We start from the raw sequence: 12,745 nt of genomic DNA on the forward strand, positions 1-12,745 counted from the left end.
AAATCGGTGAAACGTCATTTTCTCGTCACTCTTTGATCCGGGTCAAAGACGTGGGGAAATTGGTCACATGGAAAAAGGCGTTCCGATTCGGTCCATCACCCGCTCGATCGCGGCGCTACGCGCGATCAACCGGGCAGGTTCGCTCAACATGATGGAGATCGCCAAGGCGTCGGAGGTGCCATACGCCACCGCCTGCCGGATCGTGCAGACGCTGCTGTATGAAGGGCTGATCGAGCAGGAGCCGGCGCGCAAGCGCTACCGTGCGACGATGCTGGTGCAGACGCTGGCCACCGGATACCAGCAGGACGATGCGCTGGTTCGTGCCGCGCGGCCGCACATTGTCGAGTTGACGCGCCGGTTCGGTTGGCCCGTGTCGATCGCCGTGCGGGTGGGGCGCGAGATGATGCTGCGCGATTCCACGCATTCCAACGCGTCGCTCACGTTCGAGCACTATTATCCTGGCTTTACCCTGCCGATCCTCGACAGCGCGTCGGGCAAGGTCTCGATGGCCTTTGCGCCGGACGAGGAGCGCGAGATGATCCTGCGCTTCATGCGTGTGTCGCAGGACATCGACCTCAATTACCTGGCAACGGCGGAAGTTGGCCTCGATGTCGAACGCATCCGGGCAGATGGCTATGCTGTGCAGGGGCGCAACTATCATAACCTGACACCGGGCAAGACCTCGTCGATCGCCGTGCCGATCTTCCGCCACGGTCGCTTCGAAGGGGCAATGACGCTGGCATTCTTCGTGGCGGCGATGAAGCTGTCCGAGGGGATCAACCTTTATCTGGCCGACATGAAGGCGACCGCCGACGCGATCAGCCACGCGCTCAGCAACGAGGTCATGGGTCACGCTTGAGCAGGCATGGGCCTGATGAAAATAGGGGGGCAGCATCGTGGATGCCGCCCCCCTATTTTGTCGCTCGCCCGGCCTCAGGCGTCGCGCGTCAGCTGGCCAGGAATGTGGCTTTCATGATTGGCGAGATACCATTCGGCGATTTCCTCGCGGGTGGCCCACCACACGCCGGGCAATGACTTGGCGTGCGCAATGAACTCGCGCAGCGCGCGCACCCGGTGCGCACGGCCCGATACGTGGGGGTGCAGGCCCACGTTCATGATCCGCCCGGTTTTGGCACCCTCGGCATAGAGCACGTCCAGTTCCTCGATCAGTGCATCGCGGAACTGGTCGGTGGTGTAGTTCTTGCGGGTAATGAAGGTAAAGTCGTTGATCTCGTTGGAATAGGGTACCGAAACGATCGGGCCGTGCGGGGTGCGCAGCAGGAACGGCTGATCGTCGTTCATGATGTCGCAGTAAAAGGTGCAGCCATATTCGGCGAGGATATCGGCAGTCTGCATCGTGCCGCGCAGCGACGAGGAGAGCCAGCCCTTCGACTTGCGCCCGACATAGTTTTCGAACTGCGCCAGGCTGCGCAGCACAATCTCGCGTTCTTTCTCAGGTGCTTGTGCAAAGCTGGTGAGCAACTCGCCCTGTTCCCAGTTGTGCGTCAGCAGCTCCCACCCGCGTTCGAGCACCGCATCGGTCATCGCTTTGCGGCGTTCGAACGTGACGGCATTGGTGGTGCAGCTGGCCTTGACGCCCAGTTCGTCGAACAGCTCGATCAGCCGCCAGATGCCCACGCGCTGGCCATATTCGCGCCAGGTATAGTTGGGGAAGTCGGGTGTATTGCCGGGCAGGGTGTCGGGCAGGATCGACGGACCACCGGCGTAGTAGGGCTTGTCGGTGTCCTTGGTAAGATCCCACGTTTCCAGGTTGAAAGTCAGGATCAGCGCGACGCGGGCCCCGTTCGGCCAGATCAGGGGCTTGCGCTGCGGCAGCGGGACGTAATCGTATTCCATGGTGCAACTCTCTGCTGAAACCGGGACCGAACCCCAATGGGGTGCAACGGGACGAATACCTACCTTTGCGGCCGTGGTGTCGATCCGGTCGCCCGCGATGACCACCAGTCGGATAGGCCGGGCGGGAAACCGGGCGCACCCGGGCCGGATGCTAGCTTGAAGGTGAATCGCCAAGGCTTTGCAATGGCCTGCATGCACGAAGGGAAGGCACGCCGATGCGCGACAATGATGATCTGATGGCCAACTATCGGAAAGCCTATGACAATCGCGTGGGATTTGGCCACCGTCCGGCGCTGATCCTGATCGATTTCTGCCAGGCCTATTTCGAGCCGGGCAACCTGCTGTACGCGCCCGTGGAAGCCGCGCTGGAATCCGCGCTGCGCCTGCGTGCGCTCGCCCGCGCGGCGGGCGTTCCGGTGGTTTTGACCAACGTGGTCTATCAGGCCGGTGGCTTGGACGGCGGGCGCTTCTTTGAAAAGGCAGTGCCCTTGCGCAATTTCCTCAAGGGCAGCCCCACTGCCGCGTTCGGCCCCGGGCTTACCCCCTTCGCCGACGAACTGGTGGTCTCGAAACAGTATCCCAGCGCGTTCTTCGCCACCTCGCTCGCATCCACGCTGACGGCGGCAGGCATCGATTCCGTGATCCTCACCGGGCTGACGACATCGGGCTGCGTGCGCGCCAGTTGCGTCGATGCCATGTCGCACGGCTTTCGCACCGCCGTGGTGGCCGAGGCCTGCGGCGATCGGCATCCCGACCCGCACGAGGCCAACCTGTTCGACATGAACGCCAAGTACGCCGACGTGGTCAGCGAGGACGAAGCCGCGCAGTTCCTGCGCTCGCTCGTCTCCGGGGCCGCAGCGGTATGACCGCGCCTGGCGCCGCGCGCGTGGCCCTGGTGACCGGCGCTGCCGGGGGGCTGGGTAGCGCGATCGTCGAGCGCTTCAGCGCCGATGGCTTTACCGTCGAGCGCGCTGACCAGATCCGCCCGGGCGGGGCAGAAGACATGCGCGCCCACGTTTGCGACGTGCGTGATCCCCGCGCGTGGGAGGGGCTGGCCGCAAGGCTTGCGGCGCGCCACGGGCAGATCGACACGGTGGTTCACGCCGCTGGGTGGTATCGTCCGAACCTGCCCTTTGCCGAACTGTCGCCCGATCTGTGGCACGACCATCTCGCCGCCAATCTGCACAGCGCCTACCTGGCCTGCCGGTTCCTGTTTCCGCTGCTGTCGCGCCACGGCTCGGTCTTGCTGTTCAGCTCCACCCTGGCCAGCCGACCGACGCCACTCTCGCTGGCCTATTCAGTGGCGAAGGCAGGCGTCGAGACCCTGGTCCGCGGGCTCGCTACCGAGGCGGGCGCCAAGGGCCAGCGGATCAACGCCATTGCCCCCGGCCCGGTCGACACCCCGATGTTGCGTGGCAATGCCCTGGGCGCGGAAGGCGCGGCGGCCCTGATGGCCCGCCTGGAAGCGCGGGTGCCGGGCGGCCGGCTGGTTACCCGCGAAGAAGTCGCGGCGCTCGCCGCGTACCTGTGTTCGCCCGCTGCAGCGATGGTCAACGGGGCAGTGATCCCGCTCGATGGCGGCCAGGGTATCTGAGACCAGACGCCCAGCGTCACGCCCTTACGGCAAGACCAGCGGCAATCCCCCCGTCACCCGGCGCCAAAACCCTTCCGCCCGCGTGGGCACGGACGGAAGGGCATGGTCGATACGGTGTGGACTAGAGCTTGTAGGACACCGCGATCTTGACCAGGCGCGGCTCGTTTTGCAGGCGCGACTTGCGGTTGACGCCATAGTTGGAGCCGGTGACGTAGAAGCGATTGTTGGTGAGGTTGTCGGCCGACAGCGTCACGTCCAGCTTGCCGTTGTCCGAGGTCCAGCCGACTGCGGCATTGAGCAGCGTCTGCGCCGGCATCTGCGAAATCGCGACGAGGCCCGGGTCCACGTTGTAGGAACTGCGATAGGCCAGGCTGCTCGACGCGTGCAGCGTCCCCATACCCTCACCGCCCAGGCTGTGGCGCGCGTTGAAGCCGATGTTGTATTGCCACTTCGACACACGGGGCAGGGCATCGGCGTTGGCGCGCGCGGCGGCGGTGTTGGCGTTTAGCTTGAGGTACTTGTCCAACGTCAGCGATCCGTTGCCGAACAGCGTGAGGCCGTGGACCGGCTCGGCCGTCACTTCCAGTTCGGGGCCATGGACCAGCGCCGTGCCTGCGTTCTGCGTCACCACCGAGGTGCCGATGTAGGTGTTGGTCTGAATTTCGCCAAAGCGATTGACGAACCAGTCCGCGTTGACACGCAGGTGATGGTCGAAGAATTCGCTCTTCATCCCCGCCTCATAAGCGGTCACCGTCTCGGCGCCATAGGGCGTGTTGAACAGCGTCGGGTTGGCAACGACCGAGGCGTTGAAGCCGCCGCTCTGGAAGCCGCGCGAGATGCTGGCGTAAATGAAGATGTCCCGGGTCGCCTGGAAATCGATCTCGCCCTTCGGGCTGAAGTTCGTGAACGACAGGTGCCCGCCAACGGCGGTCAGCGTCTGGCTGGGGAGGAACAGGCCGTTGGACAGCGTGGCGTCGATGTCCTTGGTTTCGCGGGTGTAGCGGCCGCCCAAGGTCAGCGAGAAACGCGGGGCAAAGCGCCAGGTCGCCTGGCCAAAGCCGGCATAGCTGTTGGTGACCTGGTGAATCGTGTCGGGCAGGACCTGGTAGCCCAGCACGTTGTCGTTGAAGACCTGGCGGATCGTCTCGTGGAAGTAATAGCCACCGAGAATGAACTGGACGTTCCCGCCGACATCGCCGGAGAGCTGCAGTTCCTGGCTGAACTGGTGGTTGATCATGTTGCTGCGGCGGTCGAAGCCCGCGGTGTACGCGCCGGTGGTGGCATTGACCTGCCCGCCATAGACGTCGAAGCGGAAGCGATCGTCGCCGCGGATGTAGCCGGTGATCGCCTTGAGTTTGAGGCCGTTGTCAAAGTCATAGCCCAGCGTCAGGTCTGCATTGATCTGCTCGTTGAAACTGGAAGACGGGATCGGGCTGATGTAGGTGCCAAAGGCGCCGCCGGTTTCCTTGAGCCCTTCGGTGAAGTTGATCTGCGCGGCGCCGTCGCCCTTTTCATGGGTGTAGGATACATTGGCCTTCGCGCTGAACGGACCGTCGCCGATCCAGGCCAGGCCAACACGCGCGCCATATTGTTCGTCCTTGCCGCGCTTCCCGCCGATCGCGGGCGCATCATAGTAGTCGCCCTTGTACTGGTGGAAGCCCGAGACGATCACGGCCAGCTTGTCGGGGGCGATCGCGGTGGAGAAGGTGGCCTTCTGGTCGTTGTAGTCGCGGCTGCCATAGCTGCCCTCAGCCGAGCCGAACGTGGTGCCGTCGGCCTGCTTGCGCACGACCTTGACCGCGCCGGTCAGGTTGTTGCGGCCATAGAGCGTGCCCTGCGGTCCGCGCAGAACCTCGATCCGGTCGATATCGTTGAACAGCAGGTTCGTGCCGGAAAGGCGCGCGTGATAGACATCGTCGACATAGAAGCCGACCGCCGAATCCGTGAAGGCGAAGCCGGCGTTGGCCTGGCCCGCGCCACGGATGAAGGCCGCCACGCTCGATGAACTGGCCAAGGCCGACGTGAAAGAGACGTTGGGCACATGCTGGGCCATGTCGAGGACCGAGCTGACCTGCATGGTCTTGAGGGAGTCGCCGGTAAAGGCGGTGACGGCGACCGGGGTGGACTGCAGGTTCTCGCTGCGGCGCTGCGCGGTCACGGTGATCACCTGCAGGCCGTCGGTGGCGGCTTCGTCCTGCGCGGCGCTGGCATTCTGGGCATAGGCCGAAGGGCTCGCCGTCAGGATGGCAAGCCCGGCCCCTGTCAGCAGGAGGCCCTTGAAGGAGAGTGCAGTCCTCATGTTGTCCTCGTCTTTCTCGTTGTGACGCCTTGGCAGCGTTTCACCGATGAATAGGCCCTATCAGCGGCGCGAAGGCCCGATGCTTGCGCAAGACTCTCCGACTGGCGATCAGCCGCGCGTAGGTGATGTTGCGTTGCGGCAACATTTTCCTAGGATCAGCTGGCAAACGGCACAGGAGCAGGCGGTACATGGATCAGCGCGTTGCAGCAAAACCGCAGGTGACGGCAACGCCATCGGCTCTGTCGGAATTTCGCCGCGGGTGGAGCAGCGTGCTGGCTGCCGCGCTTGGCGTGGGCGTGGGTACCACCGGGCTACCGTTCTACAGTTTCGGCCTGTTCATTGCGCCGCTCTCCGCCGCCTACGGCTGGTCGCGCGGCCAGATCGGGCTGGGCATGACCTGCCTCAGCCTGGGCGCAATCCTGCTCTCGCCGTTTCTGGGAACGGCGATCGACCGGCTCGGCGTGCGCCGCATCGCGCTGGTGTCGCTGGCAGGCCTTGCCGTCGGCTTTGCCTTGCTGGCCGCTGCGCTCGGCTCGCTGCCGGCCTTCTATGCGGCCTGGATCGCGTTGGCATTTCTGGGGGTTGGCACCACGCCGATCACGTGGACGCGCCCGATCGCACTGCTGTTCGATCGCGGGCGCGGCTTGGCGTTGGGCCTCACGCTGCTGGGCACTGGGCTTGTCGCGCTGACGGCGCCGCCGCTGCTGGCCGCGGTTATCGCCATCTGGGGGCCGCGCGGCGGCTATCTGGCGATGGCGGGCGTGGTCGTGCTGGTGGTCATGCCGGTGGTCGCGGCCGGCCTGCGCGAAGGCCCGTCAGGGCGCAGCGACGCCGTGCCGCATCCCCGTTCTGGCCTGACGCGCCAGCAGGCACTGCGCTCGCGCCAGTTCTGGCAGATTGCCATCGGCGTGTTCCTTCTGATCGTGGCCCAGTCGGGCGCGACCGTTCACCTCGTGCCATTCCTGGCTGACCACGGTCTTACCCCTGGCCTTGCCGCCAAGATGGCAGGATCGCTTGGGATTTCGGTTATCGTCGGGCGCGTGGTGATTGGCCTGCTGCTCGATCTGCTGCCGGGCACCCTGGTGGCGCGCTGCGTCCTGCTGATGCCCGCCGCTGCGTTGGCGCTGCTGTTCCTGGCAGGGCCATCGCTGCCGATGACGGCCTTGGCGATCCTGCTGCTGGGGTTTGCCGCCGGCGCCGAGACCGATCTGGTTGCCTACCTGACGAGCCGCTATTTCGGGATGCGGGCCTACGGCGCGATCTATGGCCTGCTCATGTCCTGCTTTTCGCTGGGCGCAGCCCTGGGCGCGCCGCTGGCGGGCTGGTCGTTCGACTTGACGAACAGCTATGACGGCGCAATTTTCGGCGGTATCGCCTGCTTTGTTGCCGCTGCGGCGCTGCTGGGAACGCTGGGCGCCTATCCCACAGACCGCGTGGACGAAGAGCCGGCCTGAACAGCGCCGCGATCCGGGATGCGGTCAGGCCAACAGCCCGATCGCCATTGTCAGCAGCCCCAGCCCGGTTGCCATCATCAACCGCAGCCTCTGCCATCCTGCCGGCCACTGCACGTGCCGCGCCAGCGCGCGGTCTGCCAGCGGGCTGGCCAGGATCAGCAGGCCGAGCGTCATCAGTTCCGGCCGTGGCCAAGGGGCGCCGACGCACCAGGGCAGCAGCATGGCCCAGCCGATCAGGCTGGGCACCACGGCCAAGACGTGGAACCAGGCTTCCTTCACCCCGGCCAGCATGCCGGCCATCCACCACAATCCGCCCAGAAACGACAGGATCAGCGCGGCATAGCAGCACGCGGCGGCCAGCGCAGTCCAGCGATCCTCGCCACCATGGAGCACCATCAACAGGCAGAACGCCTGCGGCGCAATGCCGGCAAGGCCAAGGACAACGAGCGGGCGGGGCAGGACAACGGTCGACATGGCCGAGCAAAGCACCATTCCCGCCATCCCCGGCAAGCTGCCCTTTCAGGCGAGATCAGGATTTCGGCAAGGCATAGGCGATGATGGAATCGCCCAGCCGGGTGCCGAGCGAGCCATGGCCGCCGGCCACCACCACCACGAACTGCCGCCCGCTGGCCGGAGAGCGATAGGTCATCGGCGTGGCCTGGGCGCCGGCGGGAAGGCGGGCGCGCCACAGCACGCGGCCAGTGGTGGTGTCATAGGCGCGCAGGTAATAGTCGAGCGAGGCGGCCATGAACGAGAGCCCGCCGCCGGTCATCATCGGGCCGCCCAGCGAAGGCACGCCCAGCTTGAGCGGAATGGGCAGCGGCGTTTCATCGCGGATCGTGCCATTGGCATGGCGCCATGCCACCTTGCCGGTGACAAGATCGATCCCCGCGACATAGCCCCACGGCGGTGATTGGCACGGCAGGCCAAGGCGCGAGAGGAACGGCCCCATCGACACGGCGAACGGCGCGCCAGCATTGGGGTTGAAGCCATGTTCGGCCGAACCGCCACGATCCGATGCACCGGCCGGCCCGTCCTTGCCATTGCCGGCGCCCGGCCGCTGCGGGATCAGGCGATCGACAAAGGCCATGTAGTTGGGGTGGGCAAAGGCCACCTGACGTACCGGATCGATGGCGAGGCCGCCCCAATCCATCACCCCGAAATTACCGGGAAACACCAATGTGCCGCGGGTCGAGGGCGGGGTGAACGGCCCTTCGTGGCGATAGCGGCGAAAGGCGATGCGGCAGGCCATCTGGTCAAACAGCGTGGCGCCCCACATGTCTGCCTCGCGAATGCGCGGCGGCATCAGCGAGATGGCCGAAACCGGCTGGGTAGGCGAGGTGAAATCGCCTGGCGCCGCGCCGCTGGGCACGCGCATTTCGTGCACGGGCTGGACGGGCAAGCCGGTGCGGCGATCGAGCACGAAGATATTGCCAGTCTTGGTCGATTGGACCAGCGCGGGCACGCGGCCCTTGCCGGGAATGGTCAGGTCAACCAGCGCGGGCTGGGCCGGCACGTCCATGTCCCACAAATCGTGGTGCACGGTCTGGAACACCCAGCGCGCCTGGCCGGTCTTGATGTCGAGCGCCAGGATCGAGGTGGCAAAGCGCTCGGTATTGGGCGGGCGGTTGCCGCCCCACTGGTCGATCGCGCCCATGCCCATCGGCAGATAGATGAGGCCAAGGTCTTCGTCGGCCGCCGCCGTGCTCCAGCTGTTGGGGGTGGAGGGCACGGGGGGATGGTTGGGGCCCAGGGGCGCTGTGTCTTCCGGCCGGCCGGGATCGAACGCCCACACCGGCTTGCCGGTGGCGATGTCAAACGCCTGGATCGCGCCCGAGGGCATATGGATCGATGCGTTGTCATAGATCGCCCCGCCCACCACGACGAGGCCGCGCGTCACCAGCGGGGCCGAGGTGAACTGGAACCAACCGGGCTTGAGGCCGGGGCCGGTGACGGCAAGGTTGACCGCGCCACCCTTGCCAAAGCCGGGGCACAGGCGGCCGGTGTGGGCATCGAGCGCGATCAGCCGCGCATCGGCCGTGGCCATGATGATCCGTTGCTGGCACGATCCATCGGCGCTGCGCGTGGCGCCGGGCCAGTTGGCATCGTGATACGATACGCCCCGGCAGGTCAGGTGCTGAACATGGCTGGGCACCTGCATGTGCGGATCATAGCGCCAGCGCACTGCCCCGGTTTCGGCGTCGAGCGCCAGCACGATATTGTGCGGGGTGCAGGCATAGAGCGTATCGCCGACCTTGATCGGGGTGAGTTCATAAGTGATTTCTTCCGGGTCCCCCGGGCGGCGGCTGTCGCCGGTGTCCATCCGCCAGACCTGCTTGAGTCCGGTGACATTGGCCGGGGTCAGTTGCGCGAGCGGCGACCACTTGGTGCCGGCCCAGGTATGGCCATAGGCCAGCCAGTCCCCGGCGTCGGTGCCGGCGGCCAATGCCGGCGCGGCGCCACGCGCACCGGGCAGGGCGCCGTCCCATTCGTGCGGGCTGCGCAGCATGGCGGCAAGGCCGATCGCGCCGGCCAGGATCAGGGCGAGCGCCAGCGGCCCGGCATTGCGCCACCAGCCCGGCCGGGCGGGCACCAGCCGCCGTGTGATCCAGGGCAGCAACAGCAGGGCGCCGAGGATAAAGATCACGTCGCCACGCGGCACCAGCGCCCACCAGTCCAGCCCGATTTCCACCAGTGCCCAAGCCAGCGTGGCCACCACCAGCGCGGCATAGAGGTGCAGCGCCGCCACCTGGCGCCGCCACAGCAGCACGGCGCAGGCGATAAGGGCCAGCCCCGCCGGGGCATAGAACCAACTGCCGCCTTCGATCGCAAGCCACAATCCCCCGCCCAACAGCACCATGCCGCACAGGGCCAGGACGATCGCCATGATCGCCAGGAGCTTGGAAGTCTTGGCCATTGCTGCTGTTTCCCTGTCTTCGCCGGTGGTTATGGGGCGCCAGGAGAGAACTCGTATTTGCACCCATTTATCCCTCAATTCTGCCACTTTTTTGGCAGCGATCTTCTGCATGGTACCCTAAGCGATACCCTCAAAATTTTCTTGGGGAGGTTTGAGTTCTTGGTGCCATCGACTCACCCCGCCGAGGGCGCAGCGTAACTATTACGGAGTCCGGACCGTGAAGATACAGTTGTAGGATAGTGGCGCCGGAACCTGGGGCCGCTGCATCATCGAATATGATGGGCCGAGCTACTTTTATACGATTCATCAACGATTGCACTTACGCTTCTCACACCGACATCGTGTCACACGGCGTGCAAATTTGGTTTGACGCACATTCCGTGCAATTCGGCTCATGTTGGCGCCATAACCCTGGCTTTGAGCAGGTCGATTTTGGCGCGCCCAGTACCATCTGGCGCGTGATGACCTTTAAGCGGTTGACCTTGCCCTCGACCTGACGGCTGGACCGCGGCGTCGAGATCGCGGCGGCCATCGCATCCTTGTCGGCCTCGACGCTAGCGGCGAACGCAGCGAGCTTGGTCTTCGCCGCCATGGCGATCCACGGATCGAGCCGTGCCTTCTCCTTCGAGCGCATCATCGCGTGGAAGCGATCAAGCGCATCGCGTGTGGCGATCAGCGCGGGCACGGCCTTCTCAATCACTGCGTTGATTAGGGCGGCCTGGGCCGAATCGGCATTGCGATCGGTAGTCTGGGATTAGTTCGGCCTATCGGTGACGCGCTTTACATTGAGACGCAAGCTGCAGGCGATGGGCTAAAGAAAGCTGTCCGCCCGTCCCCGTCGCCCTGGGGCCATATCGCCGGCCAACCTACGGAGTCAGCGGCTCGCTGAATGTGTACCGGGGGCAAAGCACGTGCGTGCAACGGAACCGTCAAAACGACAACTGCAGTCTGACGCCATTCCCGCTGATCGGCGCGCGGATCGGCTGTGAATCGACGTTGAGGGCATCGCACCGTCCGAGCAAATCGCGAGGGTGGCCGCCAGCTGGCGTGACATGTCGACAATCCCGTTGACCACAATCCGCCGTTCCACGAGCAAACCTGGTAGCCGCCAGTTCGGCGGCGTGAACAAATTCCACAACCCCTTCGGGGCTGGACCTAAAATCGTCATTTCCGCGTCGGCTCGTCGCACAATATTCCCGATATTGTGCTTCCTCGCCTCCTTGAACTGGCGGTTTTTGCCTCCAGCCGGGCGCTGTGGACAAATTTGAGCCAGTATCTGGTTGTGGCGAGATGGACCATGCCGAGGAAGCTGTTTGCCAGTTGGTCGTATCTGGTGGCGATGGCGCGGTTGATCTTGAGATGGCCGAACATACACTCGATGCGATTGCGCTGCTTGTAGAGCGCCCGATCATATTCGATCTTCACGCGGCGGTTTGACCGGCCGGGGATGACTGCCTTGATCTTTCGCTCGGCGAGATCGGCGCGGATGGCATCGGCGTCATAGCCTTTGTCCGCAAGGAAGGCATCGGGTGCCTGCTCAGGCAGGTCGATCAAATCATCATAGGCCTTGCAATCCGCCGCCTCGCCGCCCGTCAGGTGGAAGGCGACTGGCCGTCCATGGGCATCAGCCAGACAGTGAAGTTTACTGGTGAACCCGCCCCGCGAGCGGCCAAGAGCGCGTCGATGAGTCCCCCCTTTCCGCCCGCTGCCGAAACATGGGCGCGAACGGTGGTGCTGTCGATGCTGTAGTGGCCGCTGTCCGCCATGATCTCGGCCAGCGTCACGGCGACGGCCTCCCAGACCCCGGCCTCGCTCCACCGCCGGAACCGGCTATAGATGGTGTTCCAACTGCCATATTTGGGCGGGACATCGCGCCACGGAGCGCCGCAGCGGAGGCGCCACAGGATGCCATTGATGATGGAGCGGTTCTGCTCGGGCGGCATGCCTCGGCCACGGTTTGCAGGCTCGATGGGCAATAAGCCCTTCAGAACACGCCATTCCGCTTCTGTAAGATCGCCCCTGCTCAAGCCTGCCTCCAAAAAAGCAGCCTTGAATCAAGGCTTGGTGGCAGCGTCAGCTATAGATCCGGTGGCGATAGCGATCCGAACCATATATGCCTGCCATATGGCATCGGACCTCTTCACATTCATCTGCGAATACGAGGGCGGGACATACGTCTCCCAAGTCCTTGCCATCGATCACGAAAAAGCACTGGTCGAATGGGCCACCCTGCTGCGCAAAGAACAGCCGATCGAGGGGGCATCGGATCACATCGCACAAGCCGCCTGCGATGAGTTGTACAGCCATATTGTGCCCCTGACTGGACTAACAGGTGTTTGGTGCTGGAGCGCAACGGTCATGGATGACCTTGCTCTGGTCAACATCGTCCGTTCAGCGCAACCGTCATAACCGATAGTCCGCTTCAAGCGCCAATTTGTCCACGCCGCCTAATGTCCCATGCTTTTGAGGCCATTGCTGTGCACTCAATGCTGAACCCCAGTGGAGTGGGGTGGATAACGCGCGGAAATGTGTCGCGCGACGATCTGGATGAGAAAGCGCGACAATCAAGATGAGAATCCGGTGTGTCGGGACCGGCGCAGGGCGTAGCCCGTAGCCGGTCCCGA

General features: G+C 64.6%; 11 protein-coding genes and 1 pseudogene. 5 read left to right on the forward strand and 7 right to left on the reverse strand.

What is annotated here, in order from left to right; translation table 11 throughout:
- The first annotated feature begins 67 nt into the window (after positions 1-67).
- Positions 68-859, forward strand: coding sequence for an IclR family transcriptional regulator (locus tag ABIC78_RS10345; RefSeq protein WP_354489460.1), 792 nt, complete (start codon positions 68-70; stop codon positions 857-859).
- Positions 860-933: 74 nt separating this feature from the next.
- Here ABIC78_RS10345 and ABIC78_RS10350 read toward each other — a convergent pair whose 3' ends face one another.
- Positions 934-1,857, reverse strand: a complete 924-nt coding sequence (locus ABIC78_RS10350) for a polysaccharide deacetylase family protein (RefSeq protein WP_354489462.1) — start codon at positions 1,855-1,857, stop codon at positions 934-936.
- A gap of 215 nt (positions 1,858-2,072) precedes the next feature.
- Between ABIC78_RS10350 and ABIC78_RS10355 the strand changes: the two genes are divergently transcribed.
- Both ABIC78_RS10355 and ABIC78_RS10360 read left to right on the forward strand, forming a co-directional pair.
- On the forward strand, positions 2,073-2,723 hold the full coding sequence (locus tag ABIC78_RS10355) for an isochorismatase family protein (protein WP_107717702.1): 651 nt from the start codon (positions 2,073-2,075) through the stop codon (positions 2,721-2,723).
- Positions 2,720-3,451 (forward strand): SDR family NAD(P)-dependent oxidoreductase, encoded by a 732-nt coding sequence (locus ABIC78_RS10360; RefSeq protein ID WP_354489464.1) that lies wholly within the window; start codon positions 2,720-2,722, stop codon positions 3,449-3,451. The genes ABIC78_RS10355 and ABIC78_RS10360 overlap by 4 nt, the downstream gene beginning before the upstream one ends.
- Before the next feature lie 121 nt (positions 3,452-3,572).
- Here ABIC78_RS10360 and ABIC78_RS10365 read toward each other — a convergent pair whose 3' ends face one another.
- Positions 3,573-5,750, reverse strand: a complete 2,178-nt coding sequence (locus tag ABIC78_RS10365) for a TonB-dependent receptor (RefSeq protein ID WP_354489466.1) — start codon at positions 5,748-5,750, stop codon at positions 3,573-3,575.
- Between the two features lie 188 nt (positions 5,751-5,938).
- Here ABIC78_RS10365 and ABIC78_RS10370 point away from each other — a divergent pair, with 188 nt between their 5' ends.
- On the forward strand, positions 5,939-7,204 hold the full coding sequence (locus tag ABIC78_RS10370) for an MFS transporter (protein ID WP_354489468.1): 1,266 nt from the start codon (positions 5,939-5,941) through the stop codon (positions 7,202-7,204).
- A gap of 24 nt (positions 7,205-7,228) precedes the next feature.
- On the opposite strand, the gene ABIC78_RS10375 is transcribed toward ABIC78_RS10370, so the two are convergent.
- From ABIC78_RS10375 to ABIC78_RS10390, 4 genes and pseudogenes are all read right to left on the reverse strand, one after another.
- Positions 7,229-7,678 carry a DUF3429 domain-containing protein gene (locus ABIC78_RS10375; RefSeq protein ID WP_354489470.1) on the reverse strand — a complete coding sequence of 150 codons (450 nt, stop codon included), beginning with the start codon at positions 7,676-7,678 and terminating at the stop codon, positions 7,229-7,231.
- 55 nt (positions 7,679-7,733) lie between these two features.
- Positions 7,734-10,121: a membrane-bound PQQ-dependent dehydrogenase, glucose/quinate/shikimate family gene (locus ABIC78_RS10380; protein ID WP_354489473.1), complete on the reverse strand. Its 2,388-nt coding sequence runs from the start codon at positions 10,119-10,121 to the stop codon at positions 7,734-7,736.
- Between the two features lie 328 nt (positions 10,122-10,449).
- On the reverse strand, positions 10,450-10,806 hold the full coding sequence (locus ABIC78_RS10385; protein WP_354489475.1) for a hypothetical protein: 357 nt from the start codon (positions 10,804-10,806) through the stop codon (positions 10,450-10,452).
- A 566-nt stretch (positions 10,807-11,372) separates the two neighbouring features.
- A pseudogene (locus ABIC78_RS10390) lies at positions 11,373-12,148 on the reverse strand (IS5 family transposase); the annotation flags it as partial.
- Positions 12,149-12,245: 97 nt separating this feature from the next.
- On the opposite strand from ABIC78_RS10390, the gene ABIC78_RS10395 reads away from it, so the two are divergent.
- On the forward strand, positions 12,246-12,530 hold the full coding sequence (locus ABIC78_RS10395; protein WP_062786745.1) for a hypothetical protein: 285 nt from the start codon (positions 12,246-12,248) through the stop codon (positions 12,528-12,530).
- Here ABIC78_RS10395 and ABIC78_RS10400 read toward each other — a convergent pair.
- The coding region (locus tag ABIC78_RS10400) for a hypothetical protein (protein WP_354489477.1) at positions 12,525-12,745 on the reverse strand (221 nt) is incomplete at its 5' end. The genes ABIC78_RS10395 and ABIC78_RS10400 overlap by 6 nt on opposite strands.

This window comes from Novosphingobium sp. 1529 (genome assembly GCF_040544855.1).
Classification (GTDB): Bacteria; Pseudomonadota; Alphaproteobacteria; order Sphingomonadales; family Sphingomonadaceae; genus Novosphingobium; species Novosphingobium capsulatum.

What these genes read in the sequence shown, in the direction of transcription:
- ABIC78_RS10345 (WP_354489460.1), top strand. Translation starts at nt 68, where the DNA reads ATGGAAAAAGGCGTTCCGATTCGGTCCATCACCCGCTCGATCGCGGCG.
- ABIC78_RS10350 (WP_354489462.1), bottom strand. Translation starts at nt 1,857, where the DNA reads ATGGAATACGATTACGTCCCGCTGCCGCAGCGCAAGCCCCTGATCTGG.
- ABIC78_RS10355 (WP_107717702.1), top strand. Translation starts at nt 2,073, where the DNA reads ATGCGCGACAATGATGATCTGATGGCCAACTATCGGAAAGCCTATGAC.
- ABIC78_RS10360 (WP_354489464.1), top strand. Translation starts at nt 2,720, where the DNA reads ATGACCGCGCCTGGCGCCGCGCGCGTGGCCCTGGTGACCGGCGCTGCC.
- ABIC78_RS10365 (WP_354489466.1), bottom strand. Translation starts at nt 5,750, where the DNA reads ATGAGGACTGCACTCTCCTTCAAGGGCCTCCTGCTGACAGGGGCCGGG.
- ABIC78_RS10370 (WP_354489468.1), top strand. Translation starts at nt 5,939, where the DNA reads ATGGATCAGCGCGTTGCAGCAAAACCGCAGGTGACGGCAACGCCATCG.
- ABIC78_RS10375 (WP_354489470.1), bottom strand. Translation starts at nt 7,678, where the DNA reads ATGTCGACCGTTGTCCTGCCCCGCCCGCTCGTTGTCCTTGGCCTTGCC.
- ABIC78_RS10380 (WP_354489473.1), bottom strand. Translation starts at nt 10,121, where the DNA reads ATGGCCAAGACTTCCAAGCTCCTGGCGATCATGGCGATCGTCCTGGCC.
- ABIC78_RS10395 (WP_062786745.1), top strand. Translation starts at nt 12,246, where the DNA reads ATGGCATCGGACCTCTTCACATTCATCTGCGAATACGAGGGCGGGACA.